Below are 14,658 nucleotides of genomic sequence, written 5' to 3' on the forward strand. Positions count from 1 at the left end.
CCGCTGGCCTGACCGCCGGCCCCCCGGAGCCGGCTACCCGGGCCTACCGGGCCTTCGCGGCCGGACGCAGGCCGCCCTTGGTCTCGATGAAGCCGATGATGCGATCGAGCCCCTCGCTCTTCTTCAAATTGGTCATCACGAACGGCCGCTCGCCGCGCATCCGCTTGGCGTCAATCTCCATCTTCTCCAGCGACGCGCCGACATAAGGCGCCAGGTCGATCTTGTTGATGACGAGCAGGTCCGAGCGGGTGATGCCGGGGCCACCTTTGGAGGGAATCTTGTCGCCGGCGGCAACGTCGATCACGTAGATCGTGAGATCGGCGAGTTCGGGAGAAAACGTCGCAGCAAGATTGTCGCCGCCGGATTCGATCAGGACCAGATCGAGATCGGGAAATTTCGCGCGCATGTCGGCGACCGCCGCAAGATTCATCGAGGCGTCCTCGCGGATCGCGGTGTGCGGGCAGCCGCCGGTCTCGACGCCGGCGATGCGGTCCGGCGTCAGCGAGCCCGAGCGCACCAGAAATTCGGCGTCCCACTTGGTGTAGATGTCGTTGGTGATGGCGGCGATGTCGTAGCGCTCGCGCATCGACTTGCAGAGCAGGTCCATCAGCGCGGTCTTGCCGGAGCCGACAGGACCGCCGACGCCGATCCGAAGCGGGCCGTGAGAGGTTGCCATGTTATGCACTCTTTCCGTTTCGTCGTCCCTGCGAAGGCAGGGAGCCATAGCCGCTGAATTTGATTGCTGCAACGCGCTGGAGCTCCAACCCGGCATAGCCACGAACATTTGTGGTTATGGGTCCCTGCGCCGAGTGCGCGATTGCGCACGGAGGCAGGGACGACGGGAGCGTGTGCGGCGTCATGACCGGAACAGCCGCGTATACTGCGTCTCGTGTCGGAGGCTGGCGAGATCGGCGCGGAAGGTGGCGCTGCCGAGATCGTCCAGCGAGGCGGCGAGCGCGCGCTTCGCCGTTGCCGCGACATCAGTTTCCAGGCTCGCGAGAATGCGCTGGCTGTCGGTTTGCCCCAGCGGCACGAGGCGGGCGCCGGCGGAAATCCAGTTCGACACCACGGCATGCAGGAAGGCATGCATTGCCGGCGCAAGCGGAACGGCATGGGCGGCGCTGACGACACCAACCGCGACGGGATAAACGATCGCGCTGCCGCTCGCAGCAACCATGCCGTCGAACCCGTCGCAGGCCCAGGCGGCGCGAGCGATATCGATGAAGGCGCGGCCCTGCGTCGAAGTCTCGAGCTGACGCTCGCGCGAGGGCACGAAGGCAGCGGCCAGTTCAGCAATCTCGCGCAACGCCGTGGCGTCCTGCACGGACGCGGCGCGATACGCCTGCGCCAGAAACACGGCGTCGCAGAAGCCGGAACCATCGTTGAGCATCGTGCCCAGCCAGTCGCGCAGCGATGCGGCGTCGGTGATATCGCCTGCCTCCACCGCCCATTCGATGCCGCTGGAATAGGAGAATGCACCGACCGGGAAAGACGGCGACAGCCAGGTCATCAGCCGGTACAGCGCCGCTGACTCCTCCGCATTCATTCCGCTGCTCGCGGCGGCGGGCGCAGGCTCACTTGTGGTCATGAGCATGGGAGTGATCGTGGTGGTGATGATCGTGGTCGCAATGTTCGTCGTGGTGGTGATGGTGGTCATGATCATCATCATGGTGACGATCATGACCGTGGTGGTGCGCGGCATGATCATGCGAAGCCTGCGCATAGGCGCCGCCTTCGGGATCGAACGGCGCCTCGATCTCGATGATGCGCGCACCCAGCCCCTTCACCATCGCCTCGATGACGTGATCGCGGCGGATGCGCAGGCCCTTCGGCATGATCTGCGTCGGCAGGTGACGGTTGCCGAGATGCCAGGCGATGCGGACCAGATGCACGGGATCGACGCCCCGGATCTCGATCAGGGGCTCGGCAGCCGCGACCACCTCGATCAGCCTGCCGTCCTCCAGCACCAGCGCGTCACCGCCGCGCAGCGCCACCGCATTCTCCAGGTCGAGCAGGAACTCGAGCCCGCGCGTTCCAGTCATCGCCATCCGCCGCCGGTGCCGGTCGTCGAAATCGAGCACAACGGTGTCGGCGGCTGCTTGCGTCCAGCGATGCTGGCCCAAAACTTTGGTCGCGCGGATCATAAGAGCCTTTTGTTTGACGCGTTTTCTTCGTGCGAACCGGTTCCCACTTCGCTTGAAAACGCTACGCTAAAATTTCTCGACCTTGCCGTCGCTGATGATCTCGATCACCGTCGGCGCCGTCTTCATTTGCGAGGAATACTCCCGCCACACCTTCATGTGAGGCGCACGGCCATGCGCATTGAGGTCGTCGCGGGTCTCCCAGCGCTCCACCACGACATATAGATTTGGATCGTTCACGCTGACATGGCCTTCGTAGGAGATGCAACCTTTCTCCTTCCGCGTTTCGGCGATGCAGGCCTTGTGCCCCTTGATGAAGTCGTCCTTGTTTTCCGGCTTCATCGGCGTGGTGGCGATGACGTAGATCATAAATTTGTTCCCGTTGTTTCTTGGTTAGCGGACGTCGACCTTTTCGGGCGTGATCACTTCGATCTTCGGCGGAGCCGACATGCATTTCACGGCGACGCGACCGAAGGTCTTCATGTGCTCGGCGCCACGATGCGGCACCAGCGCCTCGGCATCTTCCCACTGCTCGACGAACACCATTTTTGAGGGATCGGTGACGCTCTCGTGCAGGTCATAGGCAATGTTGCCCGGCTCTTTGCGGGTTTCCTTGATGCAGGCGGTGGCGGCGGCGATGAAATCGGCGCGCGTTTCGGGTTTTATGGTCAGCGTGGCAACGACGTAGATCACTAGATCCTCCCGGACTTTTGTTCTGGCTAACGTTCCGGAATGGACCTTAACTCAGAAGCGCGATCGGACGCAAAACCGGAATCCACCCACGGATCAAGTCCGAGGGCATGCGTTTGCTGATCGCGCTTTAGAACATGAAATACCTCTGCGCCATGGGCAGGACCTCGGCGGGCGCGCATGTCAGAAGCTCGCCGTCTGCGCGCACCTCATAGGTCTCGGCATCGACCTCGATCTTGGGCGTCGCCCCGTTGTGGATCATGCTCTTCTTGGAAATGCCGCCGCGGGTGTTTTTTACCGGGTAAAGCGTCTTGGCTATGCCGAGCTTGCGCGCCAGCCCGCCGGTGATGGCGGCCTTCGACGTGAACACGACGGAAGACGCGGTCAGCGACTTGCCGAAGGCAGCGAACATCGGCTGGTAATGCACCGGCTGCGGCATCGGGATCGAGGCGTTCGGATCGCCCATCGGTGCCGCCACGATCGACCCGCCCTTGATAATGCAGTCCGGCTTGACGCCGAAGAAAGCCGGCGACCACAGCACGAGGTCGGCAAGCTTGCCCTTCTCCACCGAGCCGATCAGTTTCGAGACGCCATGCGCGATCGCGGGGTTGATGGTGTATTTGGCGATGTAGCGCTTGACGCGGAAATTGTCGTTGTCGTTACCCTTGTCCTCGGGCAGCGAACCGCGCTGCTTCTTCATCTTGTCGGCGGTCTGCCAGGTGCGGATGATGACTTCGCCGAGCCGGCCCATCGCCTGCGAATCCGACGACATCATCGAGAGCGCGCCGAGATCGTGCAGGATGTCTTCGGCTGCGATGGTTTCCTTCCGGATGCGGCTCTCGGCGAAGGCCAGGTCTTCGGCGATCGAAGGATCGAGATGGTGGCACACCATCAGCATGTCCAAATGCTCGTCGATCGTGTTGCGCGTAAACGGGCGCGTCGGGTTGGTCGAGGACGGCAGCACGTTCTTCAAGCCGGCAATCTTGATGATGTCAGGCGCATGGCCGCCGCCGGCGCCTTCGGTGTGGAAGGCGTGGATGGTACGGCCCTTGAAGGCTTTTACCGTGTCCTCGACGAAACCAGATTCGTTCAACGTGTCCGAATGCAGCATCACCTGGACGTCGTAATCGTCGGCGACGGCGAGGCAGTTGTCGATCGCGGCCGGCGTGGTGCCCCAATCCTCATGCAACTTTAGCGCGCAGGCGCCGGCTTTGATCATCTCGACCAGTGCAGCGGGACGCGCGGCATTGCCCTTGCCTGATATGCCGAGATTGACCGGGAAGGCGTCGAACGACTGGATCATTCGTCCCATATGCCAGGGGCCAGGCGTGCAGGTGGTCGCAAACGTGCCGTGCGAGGGCCCAGTGCCGCCGCCGAGCATCGAGGTGACGCCACTCATCAACGCATGCTCGATCTGCTGCGGGCAGATGAAGTGGATGTGGCTGTCGAACCCGCCAGCGGTGAGAATTTTTCCTTCGCCGGCGATGACGTCGGTGCCGGGGCCGATGATGATGGTGACGCCGGGCTGGATATCGGGATTGCCGGCCTTGCCGATCCCTGCGATCATCCCCTCCTTGATCGCGACGTCGGCCTTCACGATGCCCCAGTGATCGACGATCAGCGCATTGGTAATGACGGAATCGGCCGCGCCCTGCCGGTTCGTCACCTGCGACTGCCCCATGCCATCGCGGATCACCTTGCCGCCGCCGAACTTCACCTCCTCGCCATAGGTGGTGAAGTCTTTTTCAACCTCGATGATGAGATCGGTATCGGCCAGCCGCACTCTGTCGCCGGTGGTCGGCCCGAACATGTCGGCATAGACACTACGTTTGATTTTCACGGACATGACGGACCCCAGCGTTCAGATTTGATCGGTGTTTCGTTTCGGACATGGGGACTCGGGGCCACCCCTCTCCCCAACCCTCCCCCGCAAGGGGAGAGGAGCCCGGCTAGCGTGCTCACCTCACAATGATTCACAGCTTCCCCTGCACGTCGCCGCGAAAGCCATAGATCACGCGCTTTCCCGCGAGCGCGACGAGTTGGACGTCGCGCGTTTGCCCCGGCTCGAAACGCACCGCGGTGCCGGCGGCGATGTCGAGGCGCATGCCGCGGGATTTTTTGCGGTCGAATTTCAGTGCGGGGTTGGTTTCGAAGAAGTGGTAGTGCGAGCCGACCTGGATCGGGCGGTCGCCGGTATTGGCGACGGTGAGCGTCACCGTTTTGCGGCCGGCGTTGAGTTCGATCTCGCCATCCTTGATGAAGCGTTCGCCGGGGATCATGTATCCTCCTCTGTCATTCCGGGGCGCCCGAAGGGCGAACTGTGATGCGCAATTGCGCATCTGAGAATCTCGATCAACAACCTCTGGAATCCGGGTTCCCGCTTCGCGTGTCCCGGAATGACGAATAACTATCTGATCGGCTCGTGCACGGTGACGAGTTTCGTGCCATCCGGAAACGTCGCTTCGACCTGGATGTCATGGATCATCTCGGGAATGCCATCCATCACCTGTGCGCGGGTCAGGACCTGCGCGCCTGATTGCATCAGCTCGGCGACGGTGCGGCCGTCACGGGCGCCTTCGACGATGAAGTCGGAGATGATGGCCACCGCCTCGGGGTGGTTGAGCTTGACGCCGCGCTCAAGCCTGCGGCGCGCCACCATGGCCGCCATCGAGATCAAGAGCTTGTCCTTTTCGCGGGGGGAGAGATTCATGCGAGCACTCTGGTGAATGAAAAACCTAATCGAGCCACAGCGGTTAATTGAGCCAAAGTCTTGGCGGCGCTGCGCCGCTGGCGCGGTCGAGCACCGTCATCATATCGGCGCGGAGCCGGGCCGCATCTTGGGCACAGAAGCGCGCCATTGCAAATCCATTCCAGCAGGAGGCGCCGACCTCGCCACCAAACGTTTCCGAGGCTTCGCGGATGCGCTCCACGACTGCTTTATCGCCGGGCACAATCAGCGCGGTGCCGATGGCAACGCCGCCATTGGCCACGGCCGGCCGCGCCAGCTTTGCGCCGATATCGCCGTCGAGCCGGATGGTCTCCGCAAAGACCAGCTTGCCGCCGCGGCGCAGGCGCCAGCGGTCGACGAACTCGCCGTGCCGCATCGTTTCACCCATCGCGGCGCGGCCGAACACGACGATTTCGCAGAGCAGAAGCGAGGCGTCTTCGGCCAGGTTGATGTCGATGCGCCTGACAATTCGCGCGCGGTCAAACAGGATGGTTTCCTGCGGCAGCCAGGCGAGATGCGCACCGGCTTCCGCCTTCAAGGCGATGCCGAGTTGCGCGGCGGGACCGGGGGCGCGATAGACCTTTTCGGCCGCTGCCGTCGTCAGCGTCAGCCGGGTGCCCTCGCCTGCCCTGATGTCGATGTCGAAACGGTCGCCGCCGGCAATGCCGCCGGCCGTGTTGACGAAGACGCCGGACAACCCTTCTGCCTCGGGCGAAGGAAAGCGCACCCGCAGCGAGCCGGATTCATGCAAGTCCCCACGGCGGGTGACGCCATCCTGCAGATGCACGCCGAACCGCACCGCGCCCTGGGCCCGGTTGGCCGCGAAGGTTGCTGAAACCGTGCGCGTGATATCACTCCGCATCCGTCCCCCAAACGGTGTCTGCCGCGCTCGAAAACGTTACAGCGCCATCTGGCGACTGATCTCCGCGGGATCGAGATTGGCGCGGTCGCAGGCATATTTCACGGCGCCGCGGTCCATGACCGCGAAATTGTCGCCGAGCTCGCAGGCAAAGTCGAGATATTGTTCGACCAGCACGATCGCGATGTTGCCGAGGCTGCGCAGGTAAGAGATCGCGCGGCCGATGTCCTTGATGATCGAGGGCTGAATGCCTTCGGTCGGCTCGTCCAATAGCAACAGTTTCGGCCGCATCACCAGCGCACGGCCGATCGCGAGCTGCTGCTGTTGGCCGCCGGAGAGGTCGCCGCCGCGCCGCCCCAGCATCGTATTCAGCACCGGAAACAGTGAAAACACGTCGTCGGGGATATGGCGATCCTCGCGCTTGAGCGGCCCGAAGCCGGTCTTCAGATTTTCCTCAACCGTGAGCAGCGGGAAAATTTCGCGGCCCTGCGGCACGAAGCCGATGCCGCGTCGCGCGCGTTCATAAGGTTTCAGACCGGTGATATCGTGACCATCAAGCGCGATCGAGCCACTGGCGATCGGATACTGGCCGACCATCGCGCGGAGCAGCGAGGTCTTGCCGACGCCGTTGCGGCCCAGCACGCACGTCACCTTGCCGGGCTCGGCGGACAGCGAGACGCCGCGCAAGGCTTGTGCTGCGCCGTAGTAGAGATTGATGTTTTTCACATCCAGCATCGTCAGCCTTTCGCGACGGGCGAATGGCGAGTAGCGAATAGATCGAAGACTTCCATTCGCTACTCGCAACCCGCCATTCGCCTATCTTCCCAGATACACTTCGATCACGCGCTCGTTCGATGAGACCTGATCGATGGTCCCCTCCGCCAGCACCGTGCCTTCGTGCAGGCAGGTGACCTTGACGCCGAGCTCGCGCACGAAGGTCATGTCGTGCTCGACGACCATGACGGTCTTTTCCTTGTTGATTTCCTTCAGAAGCTCGGCGGTCTGATGCGTCTCGACATCGGTCATGCCCGCGACCGGTTCGTCGACCAGCAGCAGTTTTGGGTCCTGTGCCAGCAGCATGCCGATCTCCAGCCACTGCTTCTGGCCGTGTGACAGGCTGCCCGCAAGACGGTTGCGTGCATCGGTCAGGCGGATGGTTTCGAGCACGCGGTCGATCCGCTCGGATTCGTCCCTGCTGCCGCGCCAGAACAGCGTGCCCTTGACGCTGTGATCGACATTGAGCGCCAGCAACAGATTGTCCTCGATGGTCTGGCTCTCGAACACCGTCGGCTTCTGGAATTTGCGGCCAATGCCGAGTTCGGCGATATGGGTCTCATCCAGCCGCGTCAGGTCGATCATGCCATCGAACAGCACTGTGCCTTCGTCCGGCTTTGTCTTACCGGTGATGATGTCCATCATCGTGGTCTTGCCGGCGCCGTTCGGGCCGATGATGGCCCGCATCTCGCCTGGCTCGAGGGTGAGCGAGAGATTGTTGATGGCGTGAAAGCCGTCGAACGAGACATGCACACCGTCGAGGTAGAGCAGCGCCGAAGTGGTCCTTCCCTCCATGACACTCATGCGCTCACTCCGCCGGCTTCGGTTCGCCGACGCCGTCTTCGAGCGCAGCGCTTTCGGCATTGGCTTTTTCGGTTGCCTTCCGGGACTCCCGCCAGGCGTTGAAGGTGCCGACGATCCCCTTTGGCAGGAGCAGCGTCACCAGGATGAACAGCGCGCCCAGCATGAACAGCCAGTATGGCGCCAGCGGGCCTGAGGTGAAGTAGGTTTTTGCGTAGTTGACGACGACAGCGCCAAGCGCGGCGCCCACCAGCGTGCCGCGGCCGCCGACGGCGACCCAGATCACCGCTTCGATGGAGTTGCCCGGTGCATATTCGCTCGGATTGATGATGCCGACTTGCGGCACGTAGAGCGCGCCGGCGACACCGGCCATGCAGGCCGACAGCGTGAACACGAACAGCTTGTAGGATTCGACGCGGTAGCCGAGGAAACGGGTGCGGGACTCGGCGTCGCGGATTGCAATCAAGACCTTGCCGAGCTTCGACGTCACGACCGCCCGGCAGATCAGGAAGGCCACGATCAGCGCCAAGCAGCTCAGCGCGAACAGAGCGGCGCGGGTGCCGTCGGCCTGCACGTTGAAGCCGAGGATGTCCTTGAAGTCGGTCAGGCCGTTATTGCCGCCGAAGCCGAAATCGTTGCGGAAGAACGCCAGAAGCAGCGCATAGGTCATGGCCTGGGTGATGATCGAGAGATAGACGCCGGTGACGCGGGAGCGGAACGCCAGCCAGCCGAAGCAGAACGCGAGCAGGCCGGGAACAAGAACGACCATCAGCGCCGCGAACCAGAACATATCAAAGCCGTGCCAGTACCAGGGCAGCGCCGGATAGTTCAGGAACACCATGAAGTCGGGCAGGATCGGATTGCCGTAGACGCCGCGGCTGCCGATCTGGCGCATCAGGTACATGCCCATGGCGTAGCCGCCGAGCGCGAAGAACGCGCCGTGGCCGAGCGAGAGAATGCCGCAATAGCCCCAGATCAGGTCAATCGAGAGCGCCAAAATGGCGTAGCAGGCGTATTTGCCGAACAACGCGACAAGATAGGTCGGCACCTGCAGCGCCGAGCCTGAAGGCAGCAGGAGATTGGAGAGCGGGATCAGCACGCCGAGGCCGGCGACCACCACCAGGAAGACGGTGGCGCTGCGATCGAGCGAGCGCGTGAGGATATGCGGCGTCATGCTTCCACCGCCCGGCCTTTGAGCGCGAACAGGCCGCGCGGACGTTTCTGGATGAACAGGATGATCAGCACCAGGATGGCGATCTTGCCGAGGACGGCGCCCGCCACCGGCTCCAGGAACTTGTTGGCGATGCCGAGTGTGAAGGCGCCGACCAGCGTGCCCCAGAGATTGCCGACACCGCCGAAAACGACGACCATGAAGCTATCGATGATATAGCTCTGGCCGAGATTGGGGCTGACATTGTCGATCTGCGACAGCGCCACGCCGGCAATCCCGGCGATCCCCGAGCCGAGACCGAAGGTCAGTGCATCGACGCGCGAGGTGGCGATGCCCATCGAGGCCGCCATGCGCCGGTTCTGTGTCACAGCGCGCATTTCGAGTCCGAGCGCGGTGTAGCGCAGCATGGCGAGCAGGATGACGAACACGGCCAGCGTAAAGCAGAGGATCCAGAGCCGGTTGTAGGTGATGGTGATCTGCCCGAGCTCGAACGCGCCGCTCATCCAGGAGGGATTGCCGACCTCGCGGTTGGTGGGGCCGAACGCGGTGCGCACGGCCTGCTGCAATACCAGCGACAGGCCCCAGGTCGCGAGCAGCGTTTCCAACGGGCGGCCATAGAGGAAACGGATGATGCCGCGCTCGATCAGCACGCCGACGGCGCCCGCGACGAGGAACGCCAGCGGCACCGCGATCAGCAGCGAATAATCGAACAGGCCAGGATAATTGCTGCGAATGACCTCCTGCACCACGAAGGTGGTGTAGGCGCCCAGCATCACCATCTCGCCATGCGCCATGTTGATGACGCCCATTACGCCGAAGGTGATGGCGAGGCCGATTGCGGCGAGCAGCAGCACCGATCCTAGCGACAGGCCGTACCAGGCGTTCTGGACCATCGACCACATCGCAAGATTGCTCTGGATCGAGGCGATCGCGCTTGCTGCGGCGCGCGCGACATTGGGCGGCAGGTCATTGCCCAAGCCCGTCAGCAGCGCCATCGCCTCCTGATCGCCGCGCGCCTTGACGACGGCAACCGCCTCGAGCTTCTCGACCTCGGTCGCGTCAGACTTGTAGAGCAGGATGGCGGCGCGGGCTTCCGCGAAGGCGGCCTTGACGGACTTGTTGGTCTCTTTCGCCAGGGCGCCGTCGATCACCGGCAGCGCACTCTCCTCATGGCTCTTGAACACCGATTGCGCCGCCGCGATCCGCTTGGCCGGGTCCGGTGACAACAGCGTCAACCCGCCGAGCGCGGCCTCGACGGCGCGGCGCAAGCGGTTGTTGAGGCGGACGGCGGCCGCATTGTCCGGCAGCTTGTCCACGGCAGCGCCGGTCGCAGCATCGATGACCCTGCCGTCGGCCTGCGTGATGAAAACTTTCTTGGTATCCGGATCGGCGGACAGCCTTCCGTCCTGCAGCGCACTGATGATCGGAAAAGCCAGCGGATTGCCCGAGGTCGCGACCGCGCCGATCGCCTCATCGGTGTCGGAAAAATCGTCGTTGGCGAACTTGGCGACCGCGTCCTCGAACGGGCCCGCCAGCGCCGGCGCTGCAAAGGCTACGGCGAGGGAAATCGCGAGCAAAAGCGCGCGAAGGCGATCAAGGAAATTGGCAGACACAATGCAACCCCGGCAGGAGTATGGGGGGAAGGCGGCGGCACCACCGCCTTCTCCCGTCGTTCTCTTCGAAGAACTCTTGGAAGTTCTTTATTGCAATCAGGCGATCCCGATCCTGTCGGATCAGATCGAGATCATGATCCTGTCGGATCAGATCGGGATCAGGAGCCCTGACCGCCGCACTTGTTGATCTTGGTGTTGTAGTTGCCGCACTTCTTGCCGACCCAGTCGCCGATCAGGTCCTTGGAGCCCTCGAGCTCCTTCGACCAGGCGTCGCCAGCGACAAGGCCCGGGGTCTTCCACACCACGTCGAACTGGCCGTTGGCTTTGATTTCGCCGATGAACACAGGCTTGGTGATGTGATGGTTGGGCAGCATCTTGGAGGTGCCGCCGGTCAGGTTCTTGGCTTCGATGCCGGGCAGCGCGTCGATCACCTTGTCCGGATCGGTCGACTTCACCTTCTCGACCGCCTTGACCCACATTTCGAAGCCGATGACGTGCGCTTCCATCGGGTCGTTGGTCACGCGCTTCGGATTCTTGGTGTAGGCCTGCCAGGCCTTGATGAACTTCTCGTTCTCGGGCGACTTGATCGACTGGAAGTAGTTCCAGGCGGCGAGATGGCCGAGCAGCGGCTTGGTATCGATGCCGGCGAGTTCTTCTTCACCGACCGAGAACGCGACCACCGGAATGTCGGTCGCCTTGATGCCCTGGTTGCCGAGTTCCTTGTAGAAGGGAACGTTGGCGTCGCCGTTGATGGTGGAGACCACGGCGGTCTTCTTGCCGGCCGAGCCGAACTTCTTGATGTCGGCCACGATCGTTTGCCAGTCACTATGACCAAACGGCGTGTAGTTGATCATGATGTCTTCCTGCTTGACGCCCTTCGACTTCAAGTAGGCTTCGAGGATCTTGTTGGTGGTGCGCGGATAGACGTAGTCGGTGCCGGCCAGCACCCAGCGCTTCACCTTCTCGTCCTTCATCAAATAGTCGACGGCGGGGATCGCCTGCTGGTTCGGCGCCGCGCCGGTGTAGAACACGTTGCGCTCGCTCTCCTCGCCCTCGTATTGCACGGGGTAGAACAGGATCGAGTTCAGTTCCTTGAATACCGGCAGCACGGACTTGCGTGACACCGAGGTCCAGCAGCCGAACACGACCGAAACCTTGTCCTTGGTGATCAACTCGCGGGCCTTTTCGGCAAACAGCGGCCAGTTCGAAGCGGGGTCGACGACGACAGGCTCGAGCTTCTTGCCGAGCACGCCGCCCTTCTTGTTCTGCTCCTCGATCAGGAAGAGAATGGTGTCCTTCAGCGTGGTTTCGCTAATGGCCATGGTGCCGGAAAGCGAATGCAGGACGCCGACCTTGATGGTCTCCTGCGCCTTGGCGTTCGAGAACGCAGCCAGACCCAAAATCAGGCCGGCAGTGGCCGCCAGCCAGCGGCGGCGGCTCAGCGTCGCTATATCGTGAGTCAATTTGGTAACCATGAAATGTCATCTCCCTGACGCAGGCGTTGAACGCTGCGAAACGGCCCCACGGCCGCCTGCGGTTAAGGGAATCGCAAGAACCATGCCATCGCTCGATGGCCGGATAAACTCCTATAATCGCTTGAAAATTCCGGCTACGCGAAAATCGCCGGCGGGAAATCTGCCTATTTATTAGACAGTATAAATGTATGCTTTGGCGGCAAAGTATCTGTTTTTTGTGCAAATGCCGCAATTTGGTTAAATTTCTTGCACGAATTTTGATCGTTTAGGTTGGCCCGGCGGCACGAAGCGATCTGGCCGATCGGTTTCTTTTAACCGCGCTGGCGAGGCGCGCCGAATTCACCTTGAAAGCGGCGCGCAAGTGCTCCATATGACTATCGTGACCTAGAGAATCATCAGGTCCTTGCGAGCCGCGTGTTCTGATCCCGTTTTACGGTTTCTGGCTTGCCCCCTTCAGCTAGCAAAACCGACGCCCCAAACACGCGGGTGTCTCTGACACACCCGCGCGCTCCTGGCTGATATCGCCGGGCGCCTGCCCTTTTTAATGGAAAGAACCACCCTTTTGACCTCCTTTCAGGATTTCGGCCTTGCCGATCCCATCTCGCGTGCGCTCAAGGAAGAAAATTACCACACGCCCACGCCCATCCAGGCCCAGACCATTCCCATCGCATTGACAGGCCGTGACGTCGTCGGCATCGCCCAGACCGGCACCGGCAAGACCGCGGCGTTTGCGCTGCCGATCCTGCACCGGATCCTGGAGAACCGCACTCGGCCGCAGCCGAAGAGCTGCCGCGTGCTGGTGCTGTCGCCGACTCGCGAACTGTCAGGCCAGATCCTCGACAGCTTCAACGCCTATGGCCGCCACATCCGCCTGACCTCGGCGCTCGCGATCGGCGGCGTGCCGATGGGCCGCCAGGTCCGCTCGGTCATGCAGGGCATCGAAGTGATGGTGGCGACCCCCGGCCGCCTGCTCGATCTCGTCCAAAGCAACGGGCTGAAGCTGAACCAGGTCGAGTTCCTGGTGCTCGACGAAGCCGACCGTATGCTCGACATGGGCTTCATCAACGACATCCGCAAAGTCGTCGCCAAGCTGCCGATCAAGCGGCAGACGCTGTTCTTCTCGGCCACCATGCCGAAGGATATCGCGGAACTCGCCGAATCCATGCTGCGCGCCCCCGCCCGTGTGGCGGTGACACCGGTGGCCTCGACCGTCGAGCGCATCACCCAGCGCATCATCCAGGTCGATTTCGCGGCCAAATCGGCCGTGCTGGCGCAGCTCCTGAAGCAGGAACCGGTCGATCGCGCGCTGATCTTCACCCGCACCAAGCACGGCGCCGACAAGGTCGTGAAGGTGCTGGCCAAGGCCGGCATCGACGCCAACGCCATTCACGGCAACAAGTCGCAGAACCACCGCGAGCGCGTGCTGGCGGCGTTCCGCACCGGCGAGATCCGCACCCTGGTCGCCACCGACATTGCAGCCCGCGGCATCGATGTCGACGGCATCAGCCATGTGGTGAATTTCGACCTGCCCAATGTTCCCGAAACCTATGTCCACCGCATCGGCCGCACCGCGCGCGCCGGCGCCGAGGGCGTGGCGATCTCGCTGATCGCGGGCGCCGAGGAAATGGGCTATCTGCGCGACATCGAGCGGCTGATTCGCATTGCGCTGCCGCGGGAAGACCGAAGGACGCCGGGCCACCGTGATGCGGCGCCGGCCCCCGCCCAGCACCGGGGCGGACGGCCTGGAACACGCGTCCATGCTAGCCGTTCCCATGAAGCGGCCCCAAGCGCAAAAGGCCCTCGCCGACACCGCCGCGGTGGTGGTAATAATGCGCAGCAGCCGAACAGGCACGAAGCGCCGCGTCCGGCCCAGCAGGCCGGCAAGAGTCAGGCCGGCCAAAGCGAGGGCATTCAGGGCGTCGCCTTCTTGCATCGCGAGAGCCGTCCGAATAATCAACCGAACCGTAACCGCCGACCGCAGCGCTAGCCTCGATCGACCTGGAGACCACCATGGCTAAAGAAGAGCTGATCCAGTTCGAAGGACTGGTGACCGAAATTCTCCCCGACGCGCGCTATCGCGTGCAGCTCGATGCCGGACACGAGATTGTTGCCTATACCGCGGGCAAGATGAAGAAGAACCGGATCAAGACGCTGGCAGGCGATCGCGTGACGATCGAGATGTCGCCGTACGATCTGGAGAAGGGTCGCCTGATCTTCCGACACAAGGACGAGCGCCCGTCAACGCCGGGCGCCCCGCGTGGCGCGCCGCCGCGCGGCGGCCAGTTCCGCCGCCGGTAAACAGATCGTAAACGCCGCTCGAAATCGCGCCGACGCGGCCGCGTCGCGCGCGAGCGAAGGCGGCCGGCCGTCCGAATCAAAAAATCGCACGTCAGGATTGTTTTGAAC

The 14,658-nt window shown here is 62.8% G+C and carries 16 protein-coding genes; 2 read left to right on the forward strand and 14 right to left on the reverse strand.

Features of this window, described 5'->3' with window-relative positions:
- Positions 1-43 precede the first annotated feature (43 nt).
- From ureG to urtA, 14 genes are all read right to left on the reverse strand, one after another.
- Positions 44-676, reverse strand: coding sequence for an urease accessory protein UreG (gene ureG, locus CQ13_RS00350; protein WP_057841047.1), 633 nt, complete (start codon positions 674-676; stop codon positions 44-46).
- 180 nt (positions 677-856) lie between these two features.
- Positions 857-1,594: an urease accessory protein UreF gene (locus CQ13_RS00355; protein ID WP_082637247.1), complete on the reverse strand. Its 738-nt coding sequence runs from the start codon at positions 1,592-1,594 to the stop codon at positions 857-859.
- Positions 1,575-2,144 carry an urease accessory protein UreE gene (locus tag CQ13_RS00360; protein ID WP_057841048.1) on the reverse strand — a complete coding sequence of 190 codons (570 nt, stop codon included), beginning with the start codon at positions 2,142-2,144 and terminating at the stop codon, positions 1,575-1,577. Before CQ13_RS00360 ends, CQ13_RS00355 begins: the two co-directional genes overlap by 20 nt.
- Before the next feature lie 66 nt (positions 2,145-2,210).
- On the reverse strand, positions 2,211-2,510 hold the full coding sequence (locus CQ13_RS00365) for a putative quinol monooxygenase (protein WP_057841049.1): 300 nt from the start codon (positions 2,508-2,510) through the stop codon (positions 2,211-2,213).
- 24 nt (positions 2,511-2,534) lie between these two features.
- A complete protein-coding gene (locus CQ13_RS00370) occupies positions 2,535-2,834 on the reverse strand; it encodes a putative quinol monooxygenase (RefSeq protein WP_057841050.1) in 300 nt (99 codons plus the stop codon).
- A 127-nt stretch (positions 2,835-2,961) separates the two neighbouring features.
- A complete protein-coding gene (gene ureC / locus CQ13_RS00375) occupies positions 2,962-4,677 on the reverse strand; it encodes an urease subunit alpha (RefSeq protein WP_057841051.1) in 1,716 nt (571 codons plus the stop codon).
- A gap of 127 nt (positions 4,678-4,804) precedes the next feature.
- Positions 4,805-5,110: an urease subunit beta gene (locus CQ13_RS00380; protein WP_057841052.1), complete on the reverse strand. Its 306-nt coding sequence runs from the start codon at positions 5,108-5,110 to the stop codon at positions 4,805-4,807.
- Between the two features lie 128 nt (positions 5,111-5,238).
- A complete protein-coding gene (locus tag CQ13_RS00385; protein WP_057841053.1) occupies positions 5,239-5,541 on the reverse strand; it encodes an urease subunit gamma in 303 nt (100 codons plus the stop codon).
- A gap of 43 nt (positions 5,542-5,584) precedes the next feature.
- On the reverse strand, positions 5,585-6,421 hold the full coding sequence (locus CQ13_RS00390; protein WP_057841054.1) for an urease accessory protein UreD: 837 nt from the start codon (positions 6,419-6,421) through the stop codon (positions 5,585-5,587).
- A gap of 36 nt (positions 6,422-6,457) precedes the next feature.
- Positions 6,458-7,153 carry an urea ABC transporter ATP-binding subunit UrtE gene (urtE, locus tag CQ13_RS00395; RefSeq protein WP_057841055.1) on the reverse strand — a complete coding sequence of 232 codons (696 nt, stop codon included), beginning with the start codon at positions 7,151-7,153 and terminating at the stop codon, positions 6,458-6,460.
- A gap of 81 nt (positions 7,154-7,234) precedes the next feature.
- Positions 7,235-7,996 carry an urea ABC transporter ATP-binding protein UrtD gene (urtD, locus tag CQ13_RS00400; RefSeq protein ID WP_057841056.1) on the reverse strand — a complete coding sequence of 254 codons (762 nt, stop codon included), beginning with the start codon at positions 7,994-7,996 and terminating at the stop codon, positions 7,235-7,237.
- A gap of 4 nt (positions 7,997-8,000) precedes the next feature.
- A complete protein-coding gene (gene urtC, locus CQ13_RS00405; protein ID WP_057841057.1) occupies positions 8,001-9,167 on the reverse strand; it encodes an urea ABC transporter permease subunit UrtC in 1,167 nt (388 codons plus the stop codon).
- Positions 9,164-10,777, reverse strand: a complete 1,614-nt coding sequence (gene urtB / locus CQ13_RS00410; protein WP_057841058.1) for an urea ABC transporter permease subunit UrtB — start codon at positions 10,775-10,777, stop codon at positions 9,164-9,166. Before urtB ends, urtC begins: the two co-directional genes overlap by 4 nt.
- Before the next feature lie 158 nt (positions 10,778-10,935).
- Positions 10,936-12,252 (reverse strand): urea ABC transporter substrate-binding protein, encoded by a 1,317-nt coding sequence (gene urtA, locus CQ13_RS00420; RefSeq protein ID WP_057841060.1) that lies wholly within the window; start codon positions 12,250-12,252, stop codon positions 10,936-10,938.
- Between the two features lie 544 nt (positions 12,253-12,796).
- Between urtA and CQ13_RS00425 the strand changes: the two genes are divergently transcribed.
- Both CQ13_RS00425 and infA read left to right on the forward strand, forming a co-directional pair.
- Positions 12,797-14,239 (forward strand): DEAD/DEAH box helicase, encoded by a 1,443-nt coding sequence (locus tag CQ13_RS00425; protein WP_156433415.1) that lies wholly within the window; start codon positions 12,797-12,799, stop codon positions 14,237-14,239.
- Positions 14,240-14,262: 23 nt separating this feature from the next.
- Positions 14,263-14,550, forward strand: coding sequence for a translation initiation factor IF-1 (gene infA / locus CQ13_RS00430; protein ID WP_028349326.1), 288 nt, complete (start codon positions 14,263-14,265; stop codon positions 14,548-14,550).
- The last annotated feature ends 108 nt before the right edge of the window (positions 14,551-14,658 follow it).

The sequence above is a fragment of the Bradyrhizobium retamae genome (genome assembly GCF_001440415.1).
GTDB lineage: Bacteria > Pseudomonadota > Alphaproteobacteria > Rhizobiales > Xanthobacteraceae > Bradyrhizobium > Bradyrhizobium retamae.

Excerpts from the sequence above, each read along its gene's own strand:
- ureG (WP_057841047.1), bottom strand. The coding sequence starts at position 676 with ATGGCAACCTCTCACGGCCCGCTTCGGATCGGCGTCGGCGGTCCTGTC.
- CQ13_RS00355 (WP_082637247.1), bottom strand. The coding sequence starts at position 1,594 with ATGCTCATGACCACAAGTGAGCCTGCGCCCGCCGCCGCGAGCAGCGGA.
- CQ13_RS00360 (WP_057841048.1), bottom strand. The coding sequence starts at position 2,144 with ATGATCCGCGCGACCAAAGTTTTGGGCCAGCATCGCTGGACGCAAGCA.
- CQ13_RS00365 (WP_057841049.1), bottom strand. The coding sequence starts at position 2,510 with ATGATCTACGTCATCGCCACCACGCCGATGAAGCCGGAAAACAAGGAC.
- ureC (WP_057841051.1), bottom strand. The coding sequence starts at position 4,677 with ATGTCCGTGAAAATCAAACGTAGTGTCTATGCCGACATGTTCGGGCCG.
- CQ13_RS00380 (WP_057841052.1), bottom strand. The coding sequence starts at position 5,110 with ATGATCCCCGGCGAACGCTTCATCAAGGATGGCGAGATCGAACTCAAC.
- CQ13_RS00385 (WP_057841053.1), bottom strand. The coding sequence starts at position 5,541 with ATGAATCTCTCCCCCCGCGAAAAGGACAAGCTCTTGATCTCGATGGCG.
- CQ13_RS00390 (WP_057841054.1), bottom strand. The coding sequence starts at position 6,421 with ATGCGGAGTGATATCACGCGCACGGTTTCAGCAACCTTCGCGGCCAAC.
- urtE (WP_057841055.1), bottom strand. The coding sequence starts at position 7,153 with ATGCTGGATGTGAAAAACATCAATCTCTACTACGGCGCAGCACAAGCC.
- urtD (WP_057841056.1), bottom strand. The coding sequence starts at position 7,996 with ATGAGTGTCATGGAGGGAAGGACCACTTCGGCGCTGCTCTACCTCGAC.
- urtC (WP_057841057.1), bottom strand. The coding sequence starts at position 9,167 with ATGACGCCGCATATCCTCACGCGCTCGCTCGATCGCAGCGCCACCGTC.
- urtA (WP_057841060.1), bottom strand. The coding sequence starts at position 12,252 with ATGGTTACCAAATTGACTCACGATATAGCGACGCTGAGCCGCCGCCGC.
- CQ13_RS00425 (WP_156433415.1), top strand. The coding sequence starts at position 12,797 with ATGGAAAGAACCACCCTTTTGACCTCCTTTCAGGATTTCGGCCTTGCC.
- infA (WP_028349326.1), top strand. The coding sequence starts at position 14,263 with ATGGCTAAAGAAGAGCTGATCCAGTTCGAAGGACTGGTGACCGAAATT.